Annotated in this window: 22 protein-coding genes; 7 read left to right on the top strand and 15 right to left on the bottom strand. The window is 69.6% G+C overall.

Annotated features, from left to right (window positions below; all coding sequences use genetic code 11):
• The 5 genes from HUW62_RS28365 to HUW62_RS28345 all read right to left on the bottom strand — a co-directional run.
• On the bottom strand, positions 1-2285 hold a 2285-nt coding region (locus HUW62_RS28365), incomplete at its 3' end, for a cysteine peptidase family C39 domain-containing protein (RefSeq protein ID WP_176436171.1).
• A gap of 12 nt (positions 2286-2297) precedes the next feature.
• Entirely contained in the window at positions 2298-3359 is a 1062-nt protein-coding gene (locus HUW62_RS28360) for a hypothetical protein (protein WP_163868695.1), read from the bottom strand.
• Positions 3352-3669 (bottom strand): PqqD family peptide modification chaperone, encoded by a 318-nt coding sequence (locus tag HUW62_RS28355; protein WP_163868694.1) that lies wholly within the window; start codon positions 3667-3669, stop codon positions 3352-3354. Before HUW62_RS28355 ends, HUW62_RS28360 begins: the two co-directional genes overlap by 8 nt.
• Positions 3670-3674: 5 nt before the next feature.
• On the bottom strand, positions 3675-4496 hold the full coding sequence (locus HUW62_RS28350) for a nucleotidyltransferase domain-containing protein (protein WP_163868693.1): 822 nt from the start codon (positions 4494-4496) through the stop codon (positions 3675-3677).
• Between the two features lie 114 nt (positions 4497-4610).
• On the bottom strand, positions 4611-4793 hold the full coding sequence (locus HUW62_RS28345) for a hypothetical protein (RefSeq protein ID WP_176436170.1): 183 nt from the start codon (positions 4791-4793) through the stop codon (positions 4611-4613).
• Between the two features lie 163 nt (positions 4794-4956).
• On the opposite strand from HUW62_RS28345, the gene HUW62_RS28340 reads away from it, so the two are divergent.
• Complete coding sequence (locus HUW62_RS28340; RefSeq protein WP_176436169.1) at positions 4957-5709, top strand: pyridoxine 5'-phosphate synthase; 753 nt, start codon at positions 4957-4959, stop codon at positions 5707-5709.
• 110 nt (positions 5710-5819) lie between these two features.
• Here the strand turns inward: HUW62_RS28340 and HUW62_RS28335 are convergent, their stop codons facing one another.
• The 6 genes from HUW62_RS28335 to HUW62_RS28310 all read right to left on the bottom strand — a co-directional run bounded on the left by HUW62_RS28335 (position 5820) and on the right by HUW62_RS28310 (position 11805).
• Positions 5820-6872 carry a phosphotransferase gene (locus tag HUW62_RS28335; protein ID WP_176436168.1) on the bottom strand — a complete coding sequence of 351 codons (1053 nt, stop codon included), beginning with the start codon at positions 6870-6872 and terminating at the stop codon, positions 5820-5822.
• A complete protein-coding gene (locus tag HUW62_RS28330; RefSeq protein ID WP_163868689.1) occupies positions 6869-7744 on the bottom strand; it encodes an SDR family oxidoreductase in 876 nt (291 codons plus the stop codon). Before HUW62_RS28330 ends, HUW62_RS28335 begins: the two co-directional genes overlap by 4 nt.
• Before the next feature lie 28 nt (positions 7745-7772).
• Positions 7773-8690, bottom strand: coding sequence for a carbohydrate kinase family protein (locus HUW62_RS28325; RefSeq protein ID WP_163868688.1), 918 nt, complete (start codon positions 8688-8690; stop codon positions 7773-7775).
• 74 nt (positions 8691-8764) lie between these two features.
• Positions 8765-9409, bottom strand: a complete 645-nt coding sequence (locus HUW62_RS28320; protein ID WP_163868687.1) for a hypothetical protein — start codon at positions 9407-9409, stop codon at positions 8765-8767.
• 21 nt (positions 9410-9430) lie between these two features.
• Complete coding sequence (locus HUW62_RS28315) at positions 9431-10468, bottom strand: zinc-binding dehydrogenase (protein ID WP_163868686.1); 1038 nt, start codon at positions 10466-10468, stop codon at positions 9431-9433.
• Positions 10469-10491: 23 nt separating this feature from the next.
• Positions 10492-11805 carry an aspartate aminotransferase family protein gene (locus HUW62_RS28310; RefSeq protein WP_205522763.1) on the bottom strand — a complete coding sequence of 438 codons (1314 nt, stop codon included), beginning with the start codon at positions 11803-11805 and terminating at the stop codon, positions 10492-10494.
• A 144-nt stretch (positions 11806-11949) separates the two neighbouring features.
• On the opposite strand from HUW62_RS28310, the gene HUW62_RS28305 reads away from it, so the two are divergent.
• Positions 11950-12726: an HAD family phosphatase gene (locus tag HUW62_RS28305; protein ID WP_163868685.1), complete on the top strand. Its 777-nt coding sequence runs from the start codon at positions 11950-11952 to the stop codon at positions 12724-12726.
• A 115-nt stretch (positions 12727-12841) separates the two neighbouring features.
• Positions 12842-13936, top strand: coding sequence for a class II fructose-bisphosphate aldolase (fba, locus tag HUW62_RS28300; RefSeq protein ID WP_163868684.1), 1095 nt, complete (start codon positions 12842-12844; stop codon positions 13934-13936).
• A gap of 82 nt (positions 13937-14018) precedes the next feature.
• Here fba and HUW62_RS28295 read toward each other — a convergent pair whose 3' ends face one another.
• Positions 14019-14501 carry a hypothetical protein gene (locus HUW62_RS28295; protein ID WP_163868683.1) on the bottom strand — a complete coding sequence of 161 codons (483 nt, stop codon included), beginning with the start codon at positions 14499-14501 and terminating at the stop codon, positions 14019-14021.
• A gap of 291 nt (positions 14502-14792) precedes the next feature.
• On the opposite strand from HUW62_RS28295, the gene HUW62_RS28290 reads away from it, so the two are divergent.
• The gene (locus tag HUW62_RS28290) at positions 14793-15776 is read left to right on the top strand and encodes an NYN domain-containing protein (RefSeq protein WP_163868682.1); all 984 of its coding nucleotides are present in this window, start codon (positions 14793-14795) and stop codon (positions 15774-15776) included.
• Between the two features lie 442 nt (positions 15777-16218).
• Positions 16219-19164: a M36 family metallopeptidase gene (locus HUW62_RS28285; RefSeq protein WP_240356821.1), complete on the top strand. Its 2946-nt coding sequence runs from the start codon at positions 16219-16221 to the stop codon at positions 19162-19164.
• A 135-nt stretch (positions 19165-19299) separates the two neighbouring features.
• Here the strand turns inward: HUW62_RS28285 and HUW62_RS28280 are convergent, their stop codons facing one another.
• Together HUW62_RS28280 and HUW62_RS28275 are read right to left on the bottom strand one after the other, a co-directional pair.
• Positions 19300-21348: a PilZ domain-containing protein gene (locus HUW62_RS28280; protein WP_163868681.1), complete on the bottom strand. Its 2049-nt coding sequence runs from the start codon at positions 21346-21348 to the stop codon at positions 19300-19302.
• Positions 21349-21530: 182 nt separating this feature from the next.
• Positions 21531-23096 (bottom strand): hypothetical protein, encoded by a 1566-nt coding sequence (locus HUW62_RS28275; protein WP_163868680.1) that lies wholly within the window; start codon positions 23094-23096, stop codon positions 21531-21533.
• Positions 23097-23407: 311 nt separating this feature from the next.
• On the opposite strand from HUW62_RS28275, the gene HUW62_RS28270 reads away from it, so the two are divergent.
• Complete coding sequence (locus tag HUW62_RS28270) at positions 23408-23902, top strand: YkgJ family cysteine cluster protein (protein WP_163868679.1); 495 nt, start codon at positions 23408-23410, stop codon at positions 23900-23902.
• Positions 23903-23988: 86 nt separating this feature from the next.
• Entirely contained in the window at positions 23989-24723 is a 735-nt protein-coding gene (locus HUW62_RS28265) for a hypothetical protein (RefSeq protein WP_163868678.1), read from the top strand.
• 6 nt (positions 24724-24729) lie between these two features.
• Here the strand turns inward: HUW62_RS28265 and HUW62_RS28260 are convergent, their stop codons facing one another.
• Entirely contained in the window at positions 24730-26628 is a 1899-nt protein-coding gene (locus HUW62_RS28260; protein WP_176436167.1) for a ribonuclease R family protein, read from the bottom strand.
• Positions 26629-26675 lie beyond the last annotated feature (47 nt).

Raw genomic sequence — 26675 nt, 5'->3', positions numbered from 1 at the left:
GCCACATCCTGCACCGCTCCCACCCGCTCCAGGTGCGCCTGCACGCGCTGGTAGTCCCGCCACTGCGTCGCCAGCCTCACCACCGGCCCGCTCATCTGCCTCGCGAACAGCGTCGCCGCGATGAGCGCTCCCACCGTCAGCTCCCCTCGCAACACCGCTCGCGAGCCCACCCACAACACCAACGCACTGCCCACCAGGTCCAACGTCTGCGACACACTCGCGCCAATCGCTCCGTGCATCGACGCCTTGAAGCCGTGCTGCAGCGACGGCGCCAGCAAGCGCTGCATCGTGCGCAGGAACGGCAGCTCCAGCGCGTGCGCCTTGAGCGACTCGAACCCCTTGAACGAGTCCATCAGGTGCGTCTGGTACAGGTCATGCTGTGACAGGTACGCCACCGTGTGGTTCCGCACCCAGCGGCCCACCACCGCGGACACCAGCAGGTGCAGCGGCATCAACACCAGCGCGAGCACCGCCAGCGTGGACGAGTACATCGTCAACACCGCCGCCGTGCTCAACACCAGCGCCACGTCGATGGTGATGGCAATGGCGTTGTCCACGATGAAGCCTCGAATCAGCCCCACCTCCATGAAGCGATTCAGGATGTCGCTCGTCGTGAAGCGCTGGAACAACCCCGACGCCCCGTCCAGCACCCGCCGGTAGAGCGTCTCCACCACGTCTCGCTCGATGCGCGTGGACACCTCCAGCACCAGGTAGCTCCGCGCGAAGGCCAGCACCCCCGACAGCAGCGCGGTGACCACCAACCCCACCAACAACACGTCCAACAACTGCGCATCCGCGCGCATCAACACCCGGTCGATGACCACCTGACTTCCCAACGGGAAGGCCAGCGCCAGCACCTGCAACAACAACGACAGCCCCACCAGCTCCGCGATGACCAGGCGATACGGACGCACCAACACGGAGAAGCGCGCCAGCGCGGACTGCTCCTTCTGCTTCGGCGGAAGCGCCGCCACCGCCGTCGACATCCGGTCCGACGGCTTGAGCAGCAGCAGCACCCCTCGCCAGGAGCGCAGGAACTCCTCGCGGGGAATGAAGCGCGTGGAGAATGACGGGTCACCCACCACGACACCCTTGCGAGTGACTCGCCACACCACGACGAAGTGGTGCCGGTCCTGGAGGTGCGCGATGGCCGGCAGGTCCACCGAGCGCAACAGCTCCCAGTCCGCCTGGATGCCCGTGGTGATGAACCCGAGCTGCTCTCCCGTGCGCGACAAGTCCAGCAGGCTGGTGCCATACCGGCTCACGCCCGCGAGCTTCATCAACGACGGATAGTCCAGCTCGTGTCCGTAGTACCGCGCCACCATCCGCAGGCACGCGGCCCCACAATCCATGTGCTCCTGCTGTCGGTAGAACGGCACCGGCTTCCACGGCGACGCGGAAGAAGGCCGCTCCGGCAGTTCCATCGAGCCCTCTTCTTCCGGAGGTGCCTCGGGAGGCGCACTCACGTCCGTGAGGACCACGTGCGGCCATCGGTTGAACTGCGCACTGCTCCTCGCCACGCGTCGCCCCAGGGCGCGGCGCACGCCCGGGAAGCGCAGCAGCACCTCGGCCGTCGCGCCTCTCGGAGCGGACAGCAGGGTGCTGGTCTCCAGCGCCGTCGCCGCGGCGAAGACCGGCGCGTCCAGGAGCAGCGCATCCAACGCGAAGTCCTCACCCGGCCCCAGCGCCCGCTCGCCGTAGCGCACCGAGCCCTGTCTCAGCACCCACCACTCCGCCGCCGTCGCACCCGCGGGCATCAGCACCGTGCCCTCAGGCACCGTGCCCTCCCGGAAGCACGCGGCGAGCCGCAGCACACCCTCCGGCTCCACATCGTCCGCGAACAAGTCGAGCAGCGCACGGCGCAACGCGGGGCACAGCAGCGCCGTCAGCCCACCCGTCTCATCCAGCGCCAGCGCCTCCCGGAAGTCCGCGCCGGATACCTCCAGCACGCGCACCCCTCCACCCGCCACGACGTCGAAGCCGTGCGTCGCTCCGTCGTCACGCGCGTGCGCGCCATACAGCTCGCCCGCCGCCACATGCGTCACCCGGAGGAAGGCCCCGTGGTTCGCCCCCAGGCGCCCCATCACCAACATGCCTTCCAACACCAGGCGCACCGTGTCGCAGGGCTGACCCCGAGTCGCGACCAGCTCCTGGGACACGTACTCGCGCACGCGCCCTGTCCGCTCCAACTGTCGACGAACCTCCTCCGGCAGGACGCGCAGCACGCCAGACACGCGACGCGCGTCCAGCGAAGAGACCTCGGCGGAGTCCGCGAGCACACTCATGAGTGAGCCGAATCAGTCCTCCACGGAGAAGACCGTGGGCCCCTGCTCCGGTCCGTAGAAGTCGAGCAGCTCGCGGTGGTACGCCATCGTCAGCCGGCAGAAGGTGATGAGCCGGCGACGGATGCGCGCCTGGTCCGCCGCGGTGAGCGGGCCCGCGTCCGCGAAGGGCTCGCGACCGAACTGGTCATGGTCGTCGCTGCAATCACCGATGTCATGGTCCCGGAAGGGCCCGAAGGCCTCCACCGGCAGCACCCCGTGCTCGGTGAAGCGCTCCCAGAACTTCCCCACCGTGGCCAGCGCCGTCGGGTCTCCCTCACCCACTCCGATGCAGGCCGAGTACGACAGCGGGTCCGCCATCCCCAGCCAGCGCAAGTGATTGATGAGCGCCTGCATCGAGATGAGCGGCGACGCCTGCTCCAGGTCCGCCTCGGTCAGCCCCGCCGCCACCAACCCGCGCTTCAGCCACGCGTGGTGCCAGTACTCGAAGGACAGGTGCTCGCTCAGGATGGTCTTCAGTCGCTCCGTCGGCTGCGATGCCACCGCCGCGCTCTGGTGCGACGAGGCCGCCGCCGCGAAGTGGTAGTTCTCCAGCAGGTAGCCCACCGCCAGTCGACGAGACACCGGCCCCGTCCAGAACCGACGCAGCATCGACGACGGCCCCCAGCGCTGCTGCGCGATTCCCGCCAGCGAGCGCAGGTGCTCGTAATACGTCAGCGCATCCACCTCCAACCCGCTCGTCTGCACCAACACCGCGCGGTGATACAGGTCCTGTGCCACCGACGACACGAGCGCCAGGTCCAGCCGCGTCTCCTTCGCGATGTCCGACAGCGTCCGCTTGCCGTCGAGCAGGTGAATCACCCGCCACGCCTGCTCGGCGCTCTCGCTGTCAATGGTCATCACCTCCCAGGGCTCGCCCTCCGCCGCGCCGAGCACCAGCTCGCGTCGCGCCAGTCCGTCCGGCCTCACCCAGTTCGCCAGCGCGAGCCGCGTCGCGGGCAACAGCGGCCCCGGCTCACGGGTGGAGGGATGCCAGGCACGTCCGATGATGGGAAGGTGGCCGTTGTTTTCACTCATGGGTTTCACCGCCTGCGGATGGGTTGCGTGTGGAAGTCGGGGCGACGAGCGAGACGAGCTCCTGCTCGGCGAAGGCCCTCAGCGTTTCGCGAGTGACGGACCGGGCCAGCTCCAACGCCCAGCCCCGCTCGCGGTGCAGCGCCTCCGCCACCTCGGCCACCGTCCTCACGCCGTCACAGGCGCGCCAGACGGCGTCGGTGCCTTCGTCCAAATCAAAGTAGTAGTTGTCGAGGATGAGGTGCACCTGCCCCTCGGCTCGACGGCGCCGCACGCGCAGGTGCGTGACGGGAATGAGCGCGTCCAGGTCCATGGCGCTCATTCCTGGATGATATCCGTGAGCTGGTTGCACACCCGGATGCACGTCTCCAGATAGGCCTTGAGCTCCTCGGGGTGCTGGGACAGCCGCGCGCCGTCCGGGAACTGGAGCTGCCAGAAGCGCTCCTCGAAATCGCGCGCCTCGTCGTCCCTGCCCTCCGCGAGCTTCCCCAGAATCCGCGTGCGCCACTTGCGACGGATGTTCGTGTTGCCCCGGAAGTGGCAGAAGGCATCGCAGGTGGAGTTGAGCAGCTCCCGTGCGCGCATCAGCGCGACGTCCGGCTGCTCCATCATCCCGTAGAGGTCCTCGAGCGCGTCGTCGACCTCGCGAATCTTCACCTCCATCAACCACCACGACAGGCGACGGAAGTCGAAGCGCGAGCGCAACTTGTCCAGCCGGTCGCCGTGAATCAGCGCCACCCCCGTGCGCACGCGGTGCAGGAAGACGATTTCGTCCTCCGTCATCCGCCGCTCCATCATCACGTTGTCCCGGCCACCCTCCACCAGGTCCAACGCGGCGAGCTTCGCGGCGAGCGCCTCCACCGACGCCTCGCTCCAGTACTCGAAGTCCACGCGCCGCTTGCCGAGCATGTGCACGGAGAAGAGCGCGTCTCCGGCCTTGTGCAGGCTGGTGCCCGTCGGCTCGCCCCGACCGACGACGAACACGTCGATGTCGGAGAAGGCATTGCCCATCCCCTCCACCAGGGAGCCAGACAGGAACACGGCGGCCTCGACCGCGGGCGTCAAAGACTCGAGCGCCAGCAACTGGTCAAGGTCCACGCCCACCAGGTTCATCAGTTCGTCACGCGAGGGTTGGGTCATGAGGGCAAAGACACCAGAAGCGGATAGAGGAAGGAAGGCGCGAGCCGGGTTGAGCGGCCCGCGCCTCCCCTGCATGAACCTCAACGGCTCACGCGGTCAGCCTTCACTGACGAATCACAGCACCGGGAAGACGCGGCCCGGGCCCACGATGATGGGGCCCGTGACGATGGGACCGGGCAGGGTGGGCAGCGGCTGCGTGATGACCGGGCCGTTGGGCAGGGTGGAGATGGAACCACCGACGACGCACTTCATGGTGTCGGCGGACAGCTTGATGGCAACGCTACGGGGCTTGTTCATGGTGATGCTCCTTGATGGGTCTTCGTTCACTGCGTGCTGCGTGCTGCACCTGGCGCGGCCATGAGAGGCCGCTGAATTCGGAAGGAGACGCTCACGCCACGCGGCGCGTGTCGCGACCCGGCGGCCATGCGAGGATGGGCACCTCGAACCGGGAGGTCCGTCGATGCGTGCCGCTGTGCCGACACCCCTGCTGCGCGTGGGACTCAACAAGGTCGCCCTGCTGCGCTCGTCGCGCGGCGGCGCCGTGCCGGATTTGACGGAGGCGGCGCGCACGCTCATCGAAGGCGGCTGCCGCGCGCTGATGGTCCACCAGTGGTCCGACCACCGGCACGTGAAGCCCCACGACGTCACCGCGCTCGCCGCGTTGGACGCCGTGCGCGAGGGCCACGCCACGCTGCATGTCGGCGGAGACCTGCGCGAGGACCTCGGCGCGCTGCTGGAGCGCACCCCCGGCGTCGGCTGCTGGGTGGTGACGCCCTTCGAGGCCCACCACCTCACCACGCAGCGCGGCTGGCACCCCGGGGATGACCAGCTCCGGCTCGCGCACTGGGCACGAACGCTGAGCGGACGCACGCGCCTCTCCGTGTTCGTGGACCCGGAGCCGGAGGCCGTCGACCTGGTCGCCCGAGCTGGCGTCGCCGCCGTCGAGTTGAACTGCCGCGACTACGTGGAGGGCTTCGGCACGCCCGCGCAGGAGGGTGCGCTGGAGGCACTCGTGCGCGCGGCGGACCGGGCCCGCGAGCACGGCCTGGACGTCAATGCCGCGCATGACCTGGACAAGCGTCACCTGCCCCCACTGATTCGCGCGGTGCGCCCCACGCTCGTGTCCGTGGGTCATGCCTTCGTGGCCGCCGCCGTCATCGCGGGCCTGCGGGCGGTGCTGCCCGGCTTCCTCCACGCCGCCTCGGAGGACTGAGCAATTTCGCGCCTCGCGCGTCATGACATCGCCTCGGAGGACTGAAGGGTTCCTCGCCCCGCGCCTCATGACGCCGCCTCGGAGGACCGCGCACTTCCGCGTGGCACGCGTCATGGCCTCACCTCCGCGTTCCGCGTGCCGTGACGCTCCAGCGCCTCCGCCAGCAACCGCACGCCCGTGGCATGCAGCACCAGGGCGATGTCCTCGGTGCGAGGATTCACCGGCGCCAGTTGGAACGGCGCATTGGCCAGGAGCAGCAGCGGCGTGACGAAGTCCCACCGCACGCGCCAATCGGTGTCACCTCGGGCCAGTGCTCGCGCGGGCAGCTCCTCGCTCAGCCACGCATCCAGCGCGGCGAAGCGCTCCAACGCGGGCTTCGCCCACAAGGCCCACTCCCAGGACAGGCCATCGATGCCCTCGGTCACCCGCGCCGCGCCCGCGCGCACCAAATCGTAGAGACCCCTCGTACAGGTGCGCAGCTTGGCCAGGTCCTCCAGGTAGTCGCTGTCCGCATCCCCCGTGACAGTCGAACCCCGCGGATCCAACAGCAGGAACCGATTCGTCGCCGGCTCCAAGAGGACATTGTCGAACTTGAAGTCGCCGTGGAACCGTCCCACCCGAGGCGGGTTCAGTCGCGCGAGCAGCTCCGTGTCCCGCTCCAGCGCGCGCACCAGCTCGGCCGCGCTCCGGTGGAGCCGGCCGTTGATTTCCAGGCTCCCCGCCGCGCACAGCCGGTCGAAGCGCGCCGACAGGCCCCGGCCCGCGCTGGCCCTTCTCCAGAACTTGTCCACATAGCTGGCGTGGAAGAAGCCCTCGGGCGCGGGACGGTGGTGGTCCGCGTAGAGCACGTCGAAGGCGAAGGCCACGATGCTCCGCGTGCCGCCCACCGCCTCGCCCACCGTCAGCGTGCCGTCCACCAGCACCCGCGACAGCTCCGGCCATGGACAGAAGTCCATGTCGTACTCGGCCCAGTCCGCGCCGGTGCGCACCTCCAGCACCCGGGGGAAACGCTCCGCCGCGCGTGGAGGCAGCGCCTTCAGCCACGCGACTTCACGCAACAGCTTGTCGCGCCCGTGCGTGGCCCGCTTGGTGACGCGGCTGCCCGACACGCGCACATCGCGCATCACTCCGCGCCAGTCACCCTCGGCTCGCGCGATGCTCATACGCCCGCCCCCCTCTGGTAACGGAGGACATCCATTCCCTCCGAGAGGGAGAACGGCGCCTTCAGTCCCAGCGCCGACAGCCGCGTTGACTCCAGCCGGTTGTCCCGGGGACGCACCGCGAGCGACGACTCCTTGCGCGTGCGCACCAACGACACATCCAGGTTGAAGGCATGCGCCAGCCGCCGCGCCCACGAATACTTCGTGGTGGCCTCGCCGCCGCTGAAATGCAGCACGCCCCGCACGCCGCCCCCCGCGAGCCGCGCCAGCAGGCCCGCCACCTCGTCCACCAGCACCGGGTAGCGCACCTGCTCGCCATCCACATACACGGGCTGGCCCGTGGCCAGTTGCTCCAGCATGGACGTGACGAAGGTCGCCTTCTCGTCCGGCCCCGTGAGGCCGTAGAGCAACGGCACGCGCAGCACCAACGCGTCCTCCAGCGTCAGCGCCAGCAGCTCGCCCTCTCGCTTGGTGACGCCGTAGTGCTGGAGCGGCCGGGGCTCGTCCGTCTCCACGTACGTGCGCGCGGGGGCGCCATCGAAGACATGGTCCGTGGACACGTAGAGCAGCCGCGTGCGCGTGCGTCGGCACGCCTCCACCACGTTGCCCGTGCCTCCCACGTTGATGTTCGTCGCGGCGGACCGGTGACGCTCGCAGTCGTCCAGGTTGCAACGCGCCGCCGCGTGGATGCACACGTCGAAGCGGCCCTCCGTGAAGGCGGTGTCCACCGCGCGCGCATCGGTGATGTCCAGGCGCATCAGCCCCTGGCGCGGCGTCGCGCTCCAGGTGCCCTGGGCCTGGACTCCCTCCATCCGCAGCGCGCGCATCACCCTGCGCCCCAGAAATCCGCTGGCCCCCGTGACGATGACCTTCATGGCTCGGTCCCCCGTGTCCCCATCGCCGCTAGAGCAGCGAGAGAGACGCGCCCCCGCTCGCGCCCAGTCCCACGCCCAGCAGCGCCAGCCGGTCCACGCCCGCGCGCGGCCCCGGGACTCCGCACTTCACCGCCGCCACCTTCGTCGCGAAGCGCAGCGCCTCGCCGAAGCCCTGCCCCGCCTGCACCGCCGCGATGTAGCCCGCATGGAACGCGTCTCCCGCGCCCGTGGTGTCCACCACCTCGCAGCGCTCCGCCGCGACGCGGTGGTGCTCGCCTTGCGCCGTCCACCCCTCGCAGCCCTCCGCGCCCAGCGTGCCCACCACCACGCGCAGTCCCCCAGCCAGCAGCGTCCGCGCGGCGACAGACAGCTCGCGCTCCCCCGTCAGCTCGCGCAGCACCTTGCCCGGCGCCACCAGGCTGGTGAGGTACGGCAACAGCGGCCGCGCCTCCTCCGCCACCTCCGCGTCCGCCAGCACTGGCAGACCCAAGGCTCTCGCGCGCTTCGCCAGCGCCAGCGAGAAGGCGGGCTCGTGCCCGTCCAGGTACACCAGGCCGCACTGGTCCAACGGCGCGGCCTCGGCCGGAATGCCATCCATGCGCAGCCGCGCGTCCTTGTGCATCACGAGCGAGCGCGTGCCGCGCGTGGTGTCCACGACGATGGCCGCCGAGTGCTGCGGGCAGTCCGCCACCGTGAGGCTTCCCTCCACCACCACGCCGGACTCCACCAGCGAGCCCCGCGCCAGCCGTCCGAAGTCCCCGCCACCAAAGACGCCGAAGTAGCGCGTGCTCACGCCCAGCGCGCCCAGCATCGCCGCCACGTTGGCGCCCTGCCCGCCGCCGAAGAAGCGCAGCCCATCCGCCTGCACCTTGCCGTCCGTCACCAGCGCCTCGCGCGTGGAGAAGACGATGTCCACCGTGTTGTTTCCGATGACGAGCACTTCCATGGCGCCCTCCCGTGCCTGAATGGCTTCACCCTTCCCGGTGCTCCGCCTGCCACCCACCGAGCCCGCCGAGCCCACTAGCGAGCCACCGCCGGCCGCACCTGCGCCGGGGCCTCCGCATGCAGTCGACGCAGCACGTCCGTGGCGATGCGCTCGGCCACCTGCTCCGGCCGCAGCTCGCTGGTGTCCACCACCGTCCAGCGCTCCTCCGAGGGCAGCAGCGACACGAGGAACTCGTCGTAGGCCTGGTGCCGCTCCGGGTTGTCGCGCAGGTACGTGTCCCGCACCGACTTGGAGGGACGCAGCAGCGCCCGCTCCCGCTTCGCCTTCGGCGTGGACGTCAGGTAGTAGTTGAACGCGAACGGCAGGTGCTCATCCCAGATGAGCTGACTGGGCAGTCCCGCGACGTCCGGATGGAAGAAGCGGTTGCGCCCCACCTGGCTGAGCCAATGTCTGTCCTGGACGAGGAAGCCCGACGGCAACCCTCGATGACAGCGCGCCAGGTCCAACAGGATGTTCGCCGAGTAGAACCAGTCAATCTGGAGCAGGTCCGGCGTGCGCTTCGCCTCGGCCAGGAAGTGGTCGAGGATGGGCATGTCGAACACGTAGCAATGCCCCAGCCGCGCCGGCAGCCCCGCCGCCGTCAGGTGCGCGCCCAACAGCTTGCATACCGTCGTCTTGCCCGCGTAGTCCGTGCCTTCAATCAGCAGTCCATGAATCATCGTGAGTGCCTCGCTCGGACTTCAGGGTTGGAGGACGACCTTCAGCGCGGCCGCGGGAGCGCCCTGACGCCGGGCCCCCACGTCGCAGCCCACCAGCGCCAGTCCCTCGCGGAACGACGCCAACGGCAGCCGGTGCGAAACGAGTCGACGCGCGGGCACCACGCCCGAGCTGATGAGGTGCAGCGCGGTGGCGAAGCTGCTGTCCAGCGAGTCGATGGAGCCCTGCACGGACAGGCTGCGGTCCGCGATGGCCCCCACGTCCAGCGCCACCTCGTGACGCTTGAGGCCCACCAGCAACAACTGCCCGCCGCGCGACAGCTTCGTCAGCGCTTCACCGGCCAGTCGCCCCGTGGTGTCCACCACCACGTCCAGCGGCGCCGCATCCGAGGAGTAGCGCGCGCAGACCTCGTCCAGTGACTCGGCCACCGTCCAGCGCCGGTCCACGACTTCGCGACACAGCTCACGCCGCGCGGGAGAGCGCTCCACCAGCGTCCCCGTCAACCCCAGGCCCGCCAGCACCCACGCATACAACACACCCATGGGCCCACCGCCGAGCACCACCGTGCGCAGCGAAGGACGCAAGCGCAGTTGGTTCGCGCCCGTGACGGCGCAGCTCAGGGGCTCGGTGAGGCTGGCCTCCTCGAAGTTCACGTGCGCGGGCAGCGTGTAGAGGAAGCGCTCCGTCGTCTTGTGCAGCGGCGCCATGGTGCCGTCGGCGCTGACGCCCGTCTCCGTCTCGCCCTTGCGCAGACAGTGGTTCTGCCGCCCCGTGCGACACAGCCGGCACTGGCCACAGAAGAAGGTCGGGTCGATGACGACGCGGTCCCCCACCTGCACATGGCGCACGGCGGGGCCCACGGCCACGACTTCGCCCGAGGACTCGTGGCCCAGCACCACCCCGGGCTTCGCCGCGTACTCACCGCCGATGATGCCCAGGTCCGTGCCGCAGATGCCGGTGGCGCGCACGCGCACCATCACCTCGTCATGCACGGGCGCGGACGGCTCGGCGCGCTCGCGCAGCTCCAGCTCCCAGGCTGTCGTGTACACCACTGCCCTCATGTGCTCCCCCTCGAGTCCCCGACTCAGCCCACGTCCGCGAGCGCGCGAGACAACCGCGCGACGATTTCTTCCAGGTCGTCCTGCGTCGCGATGAGCGGAGGCCGCACCTTCACCACGTTGCCGAAGCTGTAGCGGGAGCCGCGCAGCACCAGTTGGTGCCGCTCCCCCGCGACACGGATGAGCGCCAGCGTCTTCTCCACGTCGGGCGAGCCATCCGCGCGCACAATCTCCAGGCCCCACATGTACCCGAGGCCCCGCACGTCACCGATGCACGGGAACTTCGTGGCGAGCTGGTTCAGCAGCTCTCCCAACACGATTCCGTTGCGTCGCACGGTGGCCAGCAGGTGGCCGGACGTCATCGCCTTCAACGTCGCGGACGCCGCGGTGAGCGCCAGTGGATTGCACCCCGAGGTGAAGGAGTGCTCGTGGCTCTCCATCACATCCAGCGCGCCTTCGAACAACACCGCCGCCACGGGGATGCCGATGCCGCCCAGGCCCTTGGCCAGCGTGACGATGTTCGGCTTGAAGCCGAGCGCCTCCGAGGCGAACAGGTGCCCGGTGCGCCCCATGCCCGTCTGCACCTCGTCCGCGATGAGGAGGATGCCCTTCTCCTCACACAGCTTGTTGAGCGCCTGGAAGTAGCCGGGGGGAGGCACGACGTTGCCGCCGTTGCCCAGCACGGGCTCCACCAGCATGCACGCCACCGAGCCGCTGCTCGCGTACTCGACGAAGTCGCTGATGCGCTCCACGCACAGCATCCCGCAGCCGGGGTACTTCGCCTTGTAGAAGCAGCGGTAGCAGTACGGCGCCGGCACCTTCACCGAGTGCGGTGACACCGACTCCGGGAAGCCCTTGCGACGAAACGCATTGCCCGAAATCGCCGTGGTGAACTGCGTCTGTCCATGGTGCGAGAGGAAGAGGCTGAGGATGTCCGTCTTCCCCGTGGCCTTCTGCGCCACCTGCACCGCGCACTCGTTGGCGGTGGAGCCGGTGATGTCTCGCATCCACCCGGCCGTCAGGTGCGCGGGCGCATGCGCGAGCAGCTCCGAGAGCACCCGCTTCGCCTGCCCCGCCATCAGCGAGGAGCTGGCGTGCGCCATGCGCCGCAGTTGCTCCATCACCGCGTCCGTCACCTCCGGGTGGTCATACCCGAGCGGGACGTTGAAGGTGCCGGAGGCCGCGTCGAGGAAGGCCGTGCCATCCTCGCGGATCAACCGGATGCCCCGCCCCCGCACGAACTCCTCGGACGAGCGAGTCCCCGCCGACGCGACTTCAGACGCACCCTCTCGTACATCCGGCCCTTCCCCAGAAAGGACCTTCAGGTTGAGATTGGACAAGCGTGTTCCCCCAACGGCGTGAAACGTCCCCCCTTGGACGCTTCAATTCCCCGTGCTGCTGGAGAGTGAACGGAGGCTCGAAAATTCCTTCGGTGAATCATCGGGGGTTGGCCGCGCGAGGCCATCCGGCCAGGATGTCCCGCCATGAAGATGGAGCACGTGGAGCAGACGCTGGAGCGCATCGCTCGCGAGGCGCAGGCCGCGCCGGGGGGCCTCCTGGCGTTCGACGGAGACGGCACGCTGTGGAGCGGTGACGTCGGTGACGACCTGTTCATGGCAGTGACGGGACGCGACGCCGTGCGCGACGAGGCCCGCCCCCGGATGGAGCAGGTGGCCGCGGCCCACGGCCTGGAACTCGAAGGTAGCAACAGCACGCTGGCCCGCAGGCTGTTCACCGCCTTCCAGGCCGGCCGCATCGCCGAGCGCGACATCTGCGAGATGGCGACGTGGCTGTTCGCCGGCTGGCCGGTGGAGGAGCTGCGCGCGTTCGCTCGCGGCGTGGTGGAGTCACACGGCGTGGCCGAGCGCGTCCACCCGGAGGTGCGCCTGGTGGTGGACTGGGCCCGCGAGCAGGACATCCCCTGCTACGTGGTGAGCGCCTCGCCGCTCGCCGTCGTGGAGGCCGCCGCGCGCGTGGTGGGCATCTCCTCCGAGCACGTCATCGCCAGCACCCCCCAGTCCGCGGGCGGCACGGTGCTGCCGGACGTGGTGGCCCCCATCCCCTACGGCCCCGGGAAGGTGACGTGTCTGAGAGCGCGCACCGAGCGGCCCCTGTATGCCGCCTTCGGGGACAACGTGTTCGATTTGGAGCTGCTCACCGAGTCCCGGGTGCCAGTCGCGGTGCGTCCCAAGCCCCGCCTGCTGGAGCGCGCGGACCGCCTGCCCCCGCTGGTCCAATTGCACCCGGTGCCCACCCGCTGACAGCGTCGGGTGGGGAACGCGTCCGGAGAGCTTTTGGCGGCGCCCTCGGGCGCGTCCGTGCTAACTCAGGCGCCTGTACTTCCCTTCTTCAAATCCGCCACGGAGAGACACAGTCATGCCGCTCATCGCCCTGCGTCCCCTGCTCGACTACGCCGCCGCCAACAACTTCGGGGTCGCCGCGCTCAACGTCAACAACATGGAGCAGATCCAGGCCATCATGGAGGCCGCTCGCGCCACCCAGAGCCCGGCCATCATCCAGGCGTCGCGCGGGGCGCGGAAGTACACCAATGACTTGTTCCTGCGGAACCTGATGCAGGCCGCGGTGGAGCTCTACCCGGAGATTCCGGTGGTCATGCACCAGGACCACGGCAACTCGCCGGAGACCTGCATCAGCGCCATCCGCATGGGCTTCACCAGCGTGATGATGGACGGCTCGCTGGAAGAGGACGGCAAGTCGCCCTCCACCTACGAGTACAACGTCGCCGTCACGCGCGAAGTCGTCAACGTGGCCCACCGCTTCGGCGTGTCGGTGGAGGGTGAGCTGGGCGTGCTGGGCTCGCTGGAGAGCGGCATGGGCGAGAAGGAGGACGGCCACGGCGCCGAGGGCAAGCTCACGCTGGAGCAGCTCCTCACGGACCCGGACCAGGCGGTGGACTTCGTCAACCGCACGGGCATCGACGCGCTCGCCGTCGCCATGGGCACCAGCCACGGCGCCTACAAGTTCTCCCGCAAGCCCAGCGGCGACGTGCTCGCCATGAGCCGCATCGAGGAGATCCACAAGAAGATTCCCAACTGCCACCTGGTGATGCACGGCTCCAGCTCCGTCCCCAAGGAGCTGTGCGACATCATCAACGCCAACGGCGGTCGCATCAAGGAGACCTACGGCGTGCCGGTGGAGGAGATTCAGCGCGGCATCCGCGCGGGCGTGCGCAAAATCAACGTCGACACCGACAACCGGCTCGCCATCACCGGCGCCATCCGCAAGGCCTTCATGGCCAAGCCGGAGGAGTTCGACCCGCGCTACTACCTGACGCCCGCGCGCGCGGCCATGCAGGCCATCTGCGAGGAGCGCATGAAGCAGTTCGGTCAGGCGGGCCACGCGAAGAAGGTGCCGCACGTCACGCTGGAGCAGATGGCGCGCGACTACACCGCCGGCAAGTTCGGTGAGAACGCGCGCCCCGACACCGTCGTCGGCGCCAAGAAGAAGTAGCTCATCGCGCCTTGGAGTTTCGGGGGAGGACCGCCAAGGCGTGGCGGCGCTCCCCCGAGTCATTTCGTGAGGGGGCCCTGGCTCACTTCTCTCCGGCCAGCGCGGTCGCCACGTTCTGCGTCTCGTTCTCCACCTGGTAGTCGGCCATCACGCGCCGGCCCTCCTTGGGAGTCTGCTTGAGCCTGAGCGCCTCCAGGCTCAGGGGAACCACCGCGCCCCCGTCGGGCTGGACGTAGAGCACGCTGCCCTTCAGCGCCACCACGTCACCCTCAATCTGACGGGTGCGCTTGGGGTCGGGTTGCAGTTCCACATCGGGCCCCTGGACGATGCGGGTCATGCCCTGGGTGGGCGTGACATCGGCGCCAATCATGCCGCCCAGGTTCAGCGGGGGCACGTTGCCGGCGAGGTTGCCCGTCGTGTCCAATTGGGGCTCAAGGCTCGTCTGCTCCGTGGCGGTCCCAGTGGGGGGCTCCGCCAGGCCGACGGTGGGAACCAGCAGCGCGGCCAGCGCCGGGGCCACCCAGGCGATTCGCTTCCATCGGCTGGACATCATTCCTCGTGTCATGACTCGTACTCCGGCTGGGGGTCCTTGGACCCGTCTCCCGCGAAGGTAGGCCACGACGCGACGCTCACGCCTGGACCGTGCCCTGGCCACCTCCCGGAAGGACAGGCCACCGCCTCCCACCGAGTGTTCAGCCGACGAACGCCAACGCCCCAGGGCGTCGGGAACAGGCTAGGGTGCACCCGCAGGGCCCGGCGGGCGCCCTCCGAACGGAGGAAAAGCGCCGGGGCTCCATCCGCGCCGCGCATCGGCGCCCATCGCGCCGTACACCGGCGCCTATCGCAGAGGCCGCACGTGAACGGTCGCACCAACGAACACCGCATCGCCCTTTTCCTCGACTTCGAGAACCTCGTCACCAACACCGGCATCAGCGCCTCCAACTTCGACCTCCAGCCCTCGCTCGACCGGCTGCTGGAGAAGGGGAAGGTCGTCTTCCGCCGCGCCTACTGTGACTGGTCCCGCTTCAACGAGGCGAAGATGGGCCTCCACCGCTTCGGCGTGGAGCTCATCGACGTGCCCCCCTCCACGCGCGCGGGGAAGAACGGCGCGGACATGCGCCTGGTCATCGACTCGCTGGAGCTGTGCTACGCGCGGGAGAGCATCGACACCTTCGTCATCGCCTCCGGCGACAGCGACTTCTGTCCGCTCGCCTACAAGCTGCGTGAGAACGGCCGCACCGTCATCGGGCTGGCGGTGAAGGAGTCCACCTCTCCCCTCTTCGTCAACGCGTGCGACGAGTTCATCTACCTGCGCACCACGCGCCAGCGCTCGGAGAAGGGCGACAAGGACAAGGGGCGCCACGCCACCGAGGAAGTGGGGCACGGCAAGCGGGGCCGCCATGGCCGCGACGCGCCGGGCAAGGCCGGCAAGGCCGAGGCGAAGGAGGCCGCGCCCTCGGGTGGCAAGCGCGACTCCAAGACGGAGGTTCCGGAGATTGCCCGCGAGGTGGTGCAGAACCTGATTGCCCGCGCCACCGGCCCGGTCAATCCCTCGCTCATCAAGGAGACCATCGTCCGCAAGGAGCCGGACTTCGACGAGCGCGAGCACGGCTTCCCCACGTTCGCCAAGCTGCTCGCCGCGCTGGAGACGGAAGGCGTGCTGCGCCGCATCCAGCAGGGCCGTCAGTGGTACGTCGTCGGCCCTGACGCGGACCTCGCGGGCGGCAGCGAGGCCAAGAGCGAAGGCAAGGGCAAGAAGCAGGGCCGGGGCCGCAACACCGAAGAGTCTGAGGACGAGCTCGAGTCCTACCCGGACCCCGAAGAGGATGACGGGCTGTAGTCAGTCGTCGCGAGTCCGCTCCCGCTTTCGCCTCCCCTGAGTCAAACCTCGGGGAGGCGAGAGCCAGTGACGGGCGCTCGGAACGTATCGCGATAAAAAACACATGGGCTGACGGCGTCTGGGTATGGCCCGAGGTCCTCGCTCACCCTGTTTTGAAACACGGTGTCTCGTTCGCCCCGTGCTCACACCGGAGCCGTTGATTTCAGCCACGGAGGAGTTCTTCACGGACATGAAGAATTCCATGAGCTTACGGCGACGTTCCTGACGTTCGCTGTGACTCGCGCTGCTACACGCTTCCCGCCGTTGTGACGGCGGGCGCTACAGTTTTTCCAAGCCTTGCCTGAAAGGCTTCGAGGACTCAGTTGGCACGTCCACTGCTCTGTGCGGGGTAGCCGGTTCTTCATCCCCGCCGGCTTGTTTCATCCCCAGAGCAGGAGTCCACATGTCACAGGGTCATTTCCGCCGCCGCCTCACCCAGGCGCTGGTGCTGATGGGAGCCTTGAGCGCTCCCACCGCCCTCGCGGCCACGCAGGACACGAGCGTCGCGCGCAACCACGACGCCCGCATCTCCCTCAACCTCGGCCTGAAGAAGGGCGTGAGCGCGCTGCAGAAGGACAAGGAGGCGGCGCTGCGCCGCAGCGTGCCGGAGCTCCGCCTGGAGCACGACGCCTCCACGGGCCTGGTCCGCTCCATCGTCAACCCGGTGGGCGCGCTGTCCGGCCGCAGCAGCGGTGACGCCCTCGCCGTGGGCCTCTCCTTCGTCCAGGCGCAGCGGGAGCTGCTCGGCCTGGAGCTGACGGACCTGGCGAACCTGGAGGTCACCGACCGCGTCTATTCGCGGCAGAGCGGTGTCACCCACCTGTACCTGCGCCAGACGCACCAGGGGCTGCCGCTCTACAACGGCCAGCTCCAAATCAACGTGGACAGCGAAGGCCGCGTGCTCAGCGTGCACAGCGACTTCCTGCCCGCGCTGGCCCGCGCCGTCACCAGCACCCAGCCCCGCCTGGGCGCCGCCGCCGCCGTCTCCGGGGCCGCGCGCCACCTGGGCCTCAAGTCGCTCACCGCGCCCCGCGAGTTGGAGAAGGAGTCCGGTCCCCGCCAGCGCACCCGCGTGGAGCAGTCCGGCATCTCCACCGCGCCCATCGACGCGCAGCTCGCGCTGCTCCCCGTCAACCAGGGCGACGCCCGGCTGGTGTGGAACTTCCAGGTCCACACGCCGGACCAGGAGCACGTCTATGACATGACGGTGGACGCCACGACGGGCGAGGTATGGACGCGCTTCGACTGGGTCGCCTCGGATGCCTACTCCGTGTATCCGCGCCCCGTGGAGAGCCCCAACCACGGCCTGCGGGTGAGCGTGCTCAACCCCGCCAACCTGACGGCCTCTCCCTTCGGCTGGCATGACACGGACGGCGTCACCGGCCCCGAGTTCACCATCCACCGCGGCAACAACGTCCACGCCTACGATGACGCGGACGCCAACAACCTGCCGCCCACCACCCCGGAGCCGGACTGCGGCCCGTCCCTCCTCTGCAGCTTCCCGCTGAACCTGGCCAACGCGCCCGGCACGTACATCCCGGCCGCCGTCACCAACCTGTTCTACTGGAACAACATCATCCACGACATCCAGTACCAGTACGGCTTCGACGAGGCCGGCGGCAACTTCCAGGTCAACACCTACGGCAACGGCGGCGTGGGCAACGACGACGTGCGCGCCGAGGCGCAGGACGGCACCAGCACCAACAACGCCAACTTCCTCACGCCGCCGGACGGCCAGCGTCCGCGCATGCAGATGTACCGGTGGACCACCACGGTGCCCAACCGCGACGGTGATTTGGACAGCGGCATCATCGTCCACGAGGCCGGCCACGGCATCTCCAACCGCCTGGTCGGCGGCCCCGCCAACGTCTCCTGCCTCAACAACAACCAGGCGCCGGGCGAGGGCATCAGCGACTTCCTGTCGCTCATGTACACCGCGCGCGCCACGGACACCGGCCCCCAGGGTCGCGGCATGGGCACGTACGCGCTCGGCCAGCCGACGACGGGCCTGGGCATCCGCGGGCAGCGCTACAGCACCAGCCAGACGGTCAACACGTGGACGTACGCCAGCATCAACGGCATGGCCATTCCCCACGGCGTGGGCTCCGTCTTCGCCCAGGCGGGGTGGGAGGCGTACTGGGCGCTGGTGGACCGCTGGGGGTTCGACGCCAACCTCTACAACGCCGCGGGCAGCGCCGGTAACCAGCGCATGATGCTGTACCTGACCGAGGGCCTGAAGAACACGCCCTGCAGCCCCACCTTCACCCAGGTGCGCGACGGCATCATCGCCGCGGCGACGACGCTGCACAGCGGTGAGGACGTCTGCCGGCTGTGGACGGCGTTCGCCGCCTTCGGCCTGGGCACCGACGCGGTGTCCGGCACCTCCAACAGCACCAACCCCACCAACGGCTTCGCGGTTCCCACCGCCTGCCGCACGGACGTGTGGGGCAAGGACAAGCCGTGGGACACCGGCAACGAGCCGGACGCGGCCACCGCGGGCAACGGCATGTGGGAGAGCGAGGACATCTGGGTCCGCAACTCGCCCACCCCCGGTCCGCACGAGAACCCCGAGTTCGGCCAGCCGAACTACGTGCACGTGAAGGTTCGCAACCGCAGCACGGTGGACGCGCACAACGTGGTGGTGAAGCTGTACGGCACCAACGCGGCGACCAGCACCTCGTGGCCGGCCGGCTGGACGGAGATTGGCCAGACGACGCTGGTGTACCTGGCGGGCGGCGCGGATGACGAAATCGTCGTGCAGTGGAACCCGCCCTTCCAGGGCCACTACTGCCTGCTCGCGCGCCTGGTGACGCCGGCGGACCCGATGACGACGGTGGAGATTGGCAACCCGGACTACAACACCCGCCAGAACAACAACATCATCTGGCGCAACACCAACGTGGTGAACATGGTGCCGTTCGGCTTCTCCAACGCCACGTTCATCCTGCGCAACACGCTGCGCGAGGACCGCATGTTCAACGTGCGCTTCCGTGAGCTGACGACGGACGCGAAGCGCCCGTTCATCGCGCGCGGCACCATCGTCGTGGACCTGGGCCAGCAGCTGACGGCGCTGTGGCAGGCCGCTGGCGGCAAGTCGGAGGGCATCGAGCGCGTGGGCGAGACGCAGTTCCGCGTCGCCGACCCGACCCGCGCGATGTTCCAGATTCCCCTCAAGCCGCTGCAGGAGTTCAACATCGGCCTGGAGTTCAAGGACAACGAGTTCACCGGCAAGCAGACGGAGGCCTTCGAGCAGTTCGACTTCGCGGCCGTGCTGGAGGACCCGTCCGCCCAGGGGAAGACCCGCGATATCGGCGGCGTGACGTACTACCTGCGCGTGGCGAAGCAGTAAGCCCCTCGCCAGTCGCCTGAAATGAATGAGGCCGGGTGGAGCCACTGGGGCCACCCGGCCTTTTCATGTCCGCTGGCCGTGGTCACCGGGTTCGTCGGCCCGAGGCTTCCGAAGCCCGGAGGCTCGGAGCCCCGCTCAGGACGCCGCGCGGGGCGTGGTCGCCTCGCACAGGTGTTCGAGGAACTCCGGCAGCAGCGCGGAGGAGATGATCCACAGCTTGCCCTCGCCCAGGTCGGCCAGGGCGGCGCGCTCGACGTACTCCACGCAGGTGGACTCCACGTAGTGGACGAAGACGCGGCGACCGCGCGGGCGGTACCACTCCGCCGCGTGCGCCAGCAGCGCCAGCATGGCCCGCTGCGCTTCCGGGAGCGCGTCATCCACCAGCGGGAACAGACGCACGCCATCCAGCACGTTGAAGAGGTTGAGGCCCGGCTGCGCCGACTCCATCACCGCCAGCGCCACCGCGCGGCCGTCGACGCGGGCCACGCGCAGCTCGCGCTCGCGGCCCAGGCCCGCCTCGCCCCACTTCGTCCTCGCGCGCGACAGGTCGAAGCGCTCCTCCACCAAATCGAGCGCCTCGCGGTAGGCGACGGGGCGGGTGCGCTCCACTTCCTGGAAGAAGCGCGCGCGCTCGGCCTCGGTGGGCACCCCGACTTCGACTTCCACGGGCACCTCCCACTCGCGGTCGACCTCCGCCTCCATCAGCCGGAAGGGCGTGAGGGACGCCTGGCCGGTGTGCTCGTACCAGTTGGCGAAGTCGAACTTGGTGAAGCGCACCCAGCGCACGTTCGCCTCGCAGAAGGCGATGAACCACTTCACGTCCGGGTCCACCTGCGTGGGCTCGTAGCCGCGCAGGTAGATGTCACGCAGCGCCTCGCGCGCCGAGGAGCGCTGACCGGGCACCGCCTGACGCGCCAGTTGGTGCGCCATCCACGTGTTCTCGTACGGCTTCACCACGGACAGCGTGGCCTCCAGCGAGTCACCCGACGGGCGCACCACCCGGTAGCCCAGCCGCGTGCGGCCCTCCAGCCGCTCCTGCGTGGCGTCGAACCAGGGACGCTCCTCCGTGAAGTCCTCCTGCGACTTGCCCGGCAGACCGAAGTAGCCGGAGCCCTGGAAGAGCTTCCACGTCGCGTCGCCCCAGTCACCCTCCACGCGGGTGGACGGGTGCATCTGCGCCTCCACCAGCGCGCGCCACGCCCGGGCACCCTCCGCGTCGAGCGGTCGCACGGACATGCCGCACCGACGCCCCGCCGCCATGCTGGAGATGTTGCGCACCTCCGCGCGCAGCCGCACCGGCGCCAGGCCCTCCATGGCGACTTCGAGCACCGGCTGACGCAGGCCCGGGTACAGGAGGTCCTCGCCCGGCTCGGTCATGAAGGCCAGGCCCTCATAGGACAAGTCCAACACGGGCCGCTTCACGTGCACCTGCGGCCACATGGGGTGGTTGAAGGACAGCGTGCACGCGCTGCTCGGCGGCGCGCGACGCAGCCAGCGGTGGCGGTAGCGCACCAGCTCCGAGGGCACCGGCATCACCACCCAGCCGTCCTCCTCGCGCGCCTCCGTCACCTCCAGGTGCACCACGCTGCTGTAGCCGAAGGCCTCCACCACGAAGGGGCCGCGAGGCATGGGCCCGTCGAAGCGCCAGCCCATGCGGCCCTGGAGCGCGTCGAAGGAGACCGCCGTCACGGCGACCTTCTGGCCATCCGGCGTGCGCGCCATGCCGCGCGCCTGACGACCCGCGAGCGCTTCACAGATGCGCGCGACGCGGTCCTTGCGGTCGATGCGCTCCTTCCAGACGGGCCGCGTCTCCGGCGGCAGCAACAGGCCGTTGTCGCGCAGCGCCTCCAGCACCGTGACGATGCGACGGCCCGCGTCCAGCGGCGGCGACACGAAGCGGAGGCTGACCTCCGGCTTTCCGCCGCGCACCTCCATGACCTCCGCGTCCAGCGACGTCGCCCAGCGCTCGCCCTGGCCCAGCACCACCGAGGCGGCCTGTCCCGGACGCGGCATCGCGTTCGAGTCCAGGCTCAGCGTCAGGTGCTCCAGCGAGAGTTGGATGAGCCGGCCCGCCGTGTCGCTGTTGCCGTTGCCGAACGAAGCCACCGCGGTCAGCTCTGTCCCCACCCGGTAGCCGAGCACCGACTCCCGGCCGCGCGTCCCGTCCCGTGTGTCCGCCTGCATGCCAGCTCCGTTGTGTGAATGGAGACGATTGTACGACTTCGGGCGAAAGGAAGCAGTCCCCCGGTATGCGTACCACCAGGGTGAACCGGGGTTCATATAGCCTGGGCACTCTCAAGAGTCTGGAAACTTGTTCCCGAGTACAGGCGTGGCGGAACGACATCGGCGTGTTCCGCCCCTGGGATTCAAGGGCAACGCGGCTCTATGAACAATGACAGTCCGTCGGAACCGGCGTCGGGTCTGCTTCCACCCACGACATAAACCCGTCCGTCGACACCGCCCACCAGGGCATGTCCACGTCGAGGTGTCGACAGAGAGGCGGCGGGAGTGAAGCGCTCCGAGGCCGGGTCGAACCATGCGGCAGCCGCCCCTTCCCTGTCCTCGACGTACACCCAACCGTTGCCCGCTCGAACCGCGCGCGGCGCGCCACGCGGTGCGTCCATGGACGTCAGCTCCCGCACCCGCACCACCCCGGCATTCCGCTCCAGGAGGAATGCGCGTGAGGAGGGGACGATGCCGGCCTCTCGTCCGCCGAGAATCAGCGCCCGTCCCGACTTCAGCTCCACCACCGCGGGCGAGGTCAGCGAGGTGGGTAGGAGCGGCCCCGAGCCGAGCAATCCCGGGGGCGCCACGACGTCCGTGCGCTCGGAGGACGGGACACTCGCGCAGCCTCCCGCGAGCACGAAGGCGTCTCCCAGCACCGCGCCTCCCGAGGGACATCTCAAGGACAGCCGGCCCAGCAGCTCCCACGAGCCCGCGTCCTCACCGCGCAGCGTCATGCGGAGCGCCGTGTCCGTGGCGGGCCGGGTGACGCCCATGGAGATGAGTCCTCCGGCGATCACCCCGTCTGCTTGGAGCCGACCCGCGAGCGAGCCACGCAGGCCCAGCGGTGGAGTGAAGGGGATGCGGGTGGTGCCGCCGTCGGAGTCGAGCCACTCGGCGCTCGACTCGAACGTGTCTTCCTCGCGCACGCCGCCGAGCACCACCACCTGGCCATCATCCAGCACGAGCGCGGAGGCCTCGGCGCGGGGGACTGTGAGGTCGCTCTCCAGGAAGCGGCCGGTGGCGGGGAAGAAGATCTCCACGGTGGAGACGGGTTTGCCCGAGTCATCTCGGCCGCCCACCATCACCAGCGCTCCGGCATGGGGGCCGGTGGAGGGCGCGACGACCAGGGGGTCCGAGCGACGCGCGAAGCCCGGGCGCTCGGAGATGACGCCGGTGATTCCACCGGGGCAGGCGCAGACGCTGTTCGCGCAGACGAGTCCTCCGGGCTGACAACTGGCGCCGACACAGTCCGGGTCCGCGCAGTCGCCGAGCCCGTCACCGTCGTCATCCACGCCGTTGTCGCAGGACTCCACGACAGGGCCCGCGTCCGGCTGCTCGGGGATGGCGGGCAGGGTGAGGGACAGCCTGGCGCCGGAGCCCGCGGTGAGGGCGGCTTCTCCAGAGGCGGTGGACTGGATGATGCCGGCGCGCTCGGCGGTGGCGCGCACGGAGACGCGAGTGCCCTCGGGTGTGGCGGGGCCGGACTCGAAGTTGAAGGTGGCGGGGAGGCGGAGCTCCTCGCCCTCCAGCGTGGACGCGGCGAGCGGAGTGCCGTCGGGGAGGGAGGCGATGACGGACAGCCGGTCGAAGTCCACACCGGGCGTCAGCGGCCCGTTCACCACCACGTGGACGCCACCGGGCGTCTTCTCGCACGCGAGCAGCGTCGACAGCAGAGCGAGCGTCAGGACTCGAAACGCGGCACGCATGGGACGCAGTGTAGTTCAGCCCGGCGCACGAGCGAGGGCCCCCTCGCGAGAAGCGTGTCCCTCGGACTGGCACAGAGCCTCGTGCGAGTGCGCCTGACTCCCAAGTCCCCTCGCGGGGCCTCTCGCGAGTGGCCCTCGTCCTCTAGCTATGAGACCCCAAGAGGGTGTCATCCTCCCAGACGCTCGCACGGAGCCTCTCGACGTGGGGCGCCTCGCGGGCAAGGAGGCGTGCGTGCCTTCCCCGCCTCGCCGCGATGGAACACCGTCGCTGGGCGGGTTAGTGGAGGGATTCCTTCCCGTTCCGAGGCCCCATGCCCCTGTCCACCCTTTGCCTGCGCTGCGGCATGTGCTGCGACGGAACCCTCTTCACCCACGTCTCGCTCCAGCCCGAGGAAGCCCAGGCCCTGGAGAAGCGTGGCGTGCCCGTCGACCGGCGCGAGGACGGCGTGCCCGCACTCGCTCAGCACTGCTCCGCGTTGGATGGGCGCACGTGCACCGTCTACTCGGACCGCCCCGCGAGCTGCCGCCGCTACCACTGCCAGCTCTTCGCCGCGCTGTCGGAGAAGGAAGTCACCCTCGACGAGGCGCTCGGCATCGTGGACCAGGCCCACGCGTGGGTGGACGCCATCGCCAGCGAGCTGCCTCCCCCGACTCCGGGCGAGCCTCGCTCGGTGATGCAGCGCGCCCGCCGTGCCGCGAAGGCCCACCCCGAACAACCCCTGTCCTCCAAGGCCCAGGACGCGTACGCGAGCGCCGAGTACTACCTCGACAAACACTTCCGAGGACGCTTCGGACGACGCGGCTGACGTCCGTGGGAATCCAGGTGCCTCGCGGGTCCGCGTGGCTACGATGGGACCTCCGCCCGCTTCCGCGCCTCACGAGGTCTCCTTCCATGAAGACGCAGCTCCCCGCCCTCGCCTTGACGACCTTCGCGCTGCTGGGCGCTCCGCTGGCCCTGGCTGGTGACGAGCTCCCCACGCAGTCCGCCTCCGCCGACCTGAACGGCGACGGCAAGCCGGAGGCCATCGCGGTGAAGTGGAAGGAGGGCGACGAGGAGTTCATCCTCACCGCCGGCCCCGCCACGCTGCGAGGCAAGACGGACTCGGAGGTCCACGGCCTCTCCATCATCGACATCGACAGCACAGACAAGCGCAAGGAGGTCGCCGTGCACATGGGCATGACGGACAGCGACCGGCTCACCCTCGTCTATGCCTTCGATGGAAAGAGCCTGAAGGAGCTGGGCCGTGTCCACGCCCTCACCGAGGTGAAGGGCAACGGCATCATCCTCTCCGACACCTGGGAGACGTTCTGGAACCGGCGCGACAAGTTCGCGTTGGATTCCAAGGCCGGCAAGCTCGGCCCGGTGCCGCAGGAGCTGTTCTACGTGGGCCAGGAAGCCACCGTGCGCGAGAGCTTCCCAGTCACATACTCCCGCACCGACAAGAAGCCCGTCGCCACCCTCGCCGCCGCGTCGAAGATTCTCGTGCTCGCCGCCGCGCCCGTCCCCGTGCAGGGCGGACGCTTCACGTCCTACGTCTACCTCGTGAAGTCCTCCACCGGGCTGCTCGGCTGGGTGAGCCAGGACACGCTGCTGGCCAAGACAGAGGGCCTCACGGTCGCCGGGTAGTCGCGCCTATTCGACGAGGGCCAGCTCCACCCGGCCCAACTGCTCGTCCGTGGAGGCCACCTTCACCTTCACCGGCATGCCCACGGTGAAGGTCCGCTCCTTGCCCACGAGCGACAGCTCGCGCGCGTCCGGACGGAAGGGTCCTCCACCCGGCAGTCCCTCCGCCGGCAACATCCCCTCCACCAGCATGCCGTCCAACTGCGCCACCAGGCCGAAGGGCCGCACCCGGACGATGCGCGCGGAGAACTGCTTGCCCACGTGGCCCGCCAGCCACCGCGCCTCCAGCACGTGGTGCCGGTCCGCCTCGGCGCGAGTCGCCGCGCGGGCCCGCGCGTTGATGTGCACCGCCAGCGTCTCCACCGCCGGGTCCTCATCCAGGTAGTCGCGGCGGCCCTGCAGGTAGCCCTTCAACGTGCGGTGCACCGCCAGGTCCGCGTACCGACGGATGGGCGACGTGAAGTGCAGGTACAGCGGCGCCGCCAGTCCGAAGTGCGGCCCCGGCTTCACCGTGTAGCGCGACGGGCCCAACGAGCGCCGCAGCACCGAGCGCAGCGCGGGCTCCGCCGCCGCGCCCACGATTTGCCGGTCGAACGCCGACAGCGCCAGCGGCGTCAGCTCACGCCCGAAGCCCGCCGCGAAACCCGAGTGCTCCGCGAAGGCATTCAGGTCCGCCACGCGCAGCGGGTCCGGCTGCTCGTGCACGCGGAACACGCCCGGCAGGCCGCGCACCAGCATCCACGTGGCGATGGCCTCGTTCGCCGCCACCATGAAGCGCTCAATCATCCCGTGCGCGGACGTGGGCTGCTCGCTCACCAGGCCCGAGACTTCGCCCGTCGCCGCGTCGAAGGTGAACCGCGCTTCATCTCGCGCGAACTCCATGCCGCCGCGAGCACCCCGCGCCACCGCCAGTCGCGCCGCAGCCAGCCGGAACCACGGCATCACGTCCCGCACCGGCTCCATGGGCGCGGACACCTCGCCCTTGTCCAGGAAGGCCGCGACTTCGTCGTAGTTCAGCCGCGCCCAGGAGCGGATGACGCTCTCGTACACGTCCGCCGCCGTCACCCGTCCCTGCGGGTCGATGCGCAGCTCCACCGTGAGGCAGCGGCGCTCCTTGCCCGGCACCAGGCTCAGCCAGTCCGAGGACAGCGCCTCCGGCAACATGGGCAGCACGCGCCCCGCCATGTACACACTGGTGGCTCGCTCACGCGCCTGCGCATCCAGCGCGGTGCCCTCCTTCACGAACTCGCTCACGTCGGCGATGGACACCAGGAGCCGCAGCGCTCCATCCGGCCCCGCGGGCAGCACGGAAATCGCGTCGTCGATGTCTCGCGTGGACGGAGCATCCACCGTCACCGTGGGCACCTCGCGCAAGTCCCGCCGCGCGCCCACCTCGTGCGGCACCTCGCGGGCGACTCGCGCGTCCTCCAGCGCCTCGGGGGAGAAGTCCTTGTTCAGCGCATGCCGGGCGATGATGCGCTCCAGCGAGCGGTCCTCCCCGGGCTCCACCTTGTAGAGCAGCGTGAGCTTGCCCTCGTGGATGCTCGCCACCACGGCGTCACCGTGCTGGACGCGCGTGGTGCCGGCGTCCAGCGCCCAGTCCGCGTTGCCCACCTCGCGGTCGATGCGCAGGAAGAACGCTCCCTTGCGGGCGACGACTTCGCCGTAGACGCGGGTGCGAGGCCGCTCCACCAGCGTCAGCGCGCTGGCCGTCCAGCGCCCGTCCGCGGCCGCCGTCACGGTGCCGGTGACGATGTCGCCAGCCAGCAGCGGGTTGAGGTCCGGGGGAGGGATGAAGGCGGACAGCACCTCTTGGGTGCCGGGCGCCTGCACGGTGAGGAAGCCGAAGCCCCGGGGGTGGACGTCGATACGGCCGGTGACGGAGCGGGGAGAAACAGAAGTGTCCATGGAACCTTGGGAGCGCGTCTTAGCCCAGGTCCACGGAGGGACGGGCG

It is taken from the genome of Myxococcus sp. AM011, assembly GCF_013372595.1.
Taxonomy (GTDB): Bacteria; Myxococcota; Myxococcia; order Myxococcales; family Myxococcaceae; genus Myxococcus; species Myxococcus eversor.
The sequence above is the reverse complement of the archived record's forward strand: the minus strand, read 5'-3'. Positions and strand labels throughout refer to the sequence as shown.

Bases quoted from the DNA above. Each gene is read 5' to 3' on its own strand.
- HUW62_RS28360 (WP_163868695.1), bottom strand. From the start codon at position 3,359: ATGAGTGAAAACAACGGCCACCTTCCCATCATCGGACGTGCCTGGCAT.
- HUW62_RS28355 (WP_163868694.1), bottom strand. From the start codon at position 3,669: ATGGACCTGGACGCGCTCATTCCCGTCACGCACCTGCGCGTGCGGCGC.
- HUW62_RS28350 (WP_163868693.1), bottom strand. From the start codon at position 4,496: ATGACCCAACCCTCGCGTGACGAACTGATGAACCTGGTGGGCGTGGAC.
- HUW62_RS28345 (WP_176436170.1), bottom strand. From the start codon at position 4,793: ATGAACAAGCCCCGTAGCGTTGCCATCAAGCTGTCCGCCGACACCATG.
- HUW62_RS28340 (WP_176436169.1), top strand. From the start codon at position 4,957: ATGCGTGCCGCTGTGCCGACACCCCTGCTGCGCGTGGGACTCAACAAG.
- HUW62_RS28335 (WP_176436168.1), bottom strand. From the start codon at position 6,872: ATGAGCATCGCGCGAGCCGAGGGTGACTGGCGCGGAGTGATGCGCGAT.
- HUW62_RS28330 (WP_163868689.1), bottom strand. From the start codon at position 7,744: ATGAAGGTCATCGTCACGGGGGCCAGCGGATTTCTGGGGCGCAGGGTG.
- HUW62_RS28325 (WP_163868688.1), bottom strand. From the start codon at position 8,690: ATGGAAGTGCTCGTCATCGGAAACAACACGGTGGACATCGTCTTCTCC.
- HUW62_RS28320 (WP_163868687.1), bottom strand. From the start codon at position 9,409: ATGATTCATGGACTGCTGATTGAAGGCACGGACTACGCGGGCAAGACG.
- HUW62_RS28315 (WP_163868686.1), bottom strand. From the start codon at position 10,468: ATGAGGGCAGTGGTGTACACGACAGCCTGGGAGCTGGAGCTGCGCGAG.
- HUW62_RS28305 (WP_163868685.1), top strand. From the start codon at position 11,950: ATGAAGATGGAGCACGTGGAGCAGACGCTGGAGCGCATCGCTCGCGAG.
- fba (WP_163868684.1), top strand. From the start codon at position 12,842: ATGCCGCTCATCGCCCTGCGTCCCCTGCTCGACTACGCCGCCGCCAAC.
- HUW62_RS28295 (WP_163868683.1), bottom strand. From the start codon at position 14,501: ATGACACGAGGAATGATGTCCAGCCGATGGAAGCGAATCGCCTGGGTG.
- HUW62_RS28285 (WP_240356821.1), top strand. From the start codon at position 16,219: ATGTCACAGGGTCATTTCCGCCGCCGCCTCACCCAGGCGCTGGTGCTG.
- HUW62_RS28280 (WP_163868681.1), bottom strand. From the start codon at position 21,348: ATGCAGGCGGACACACGGGACGGGACGCGCGGCCGGGAGTCGGTGCTC.
- HUW62_RS28275 (WP_163868680.1), bottom strand. From the start codon at position 23,096: ATGCGTGCCGCGTTTCGAGTCCTGACGCTCGCTCTGCTGTCGACGCTG.
- HUW62_RS28270 (WP_163868679.1), top strand. From the start codon at position 23,408: ATGCCCCTGTCCACCCTTTGCCTGCGCTGCGGCATGTGCTGCGACGGA.
- HUW62_RS28265 (WP_163868678.1), top strand. From the start codon at position 23,989: ATGAAGACGCAGCTCCCCGCCCTCGCCTTGACGACCTTCGCGCTGCTG.
- HUW62_RS28260 (WP_176436167.1), bottom strand. From the start codon at position 26,628: ATGGACACTTCTGTTTCTCCCCGCTCCGTCACCGGCCGTATCGACGTC.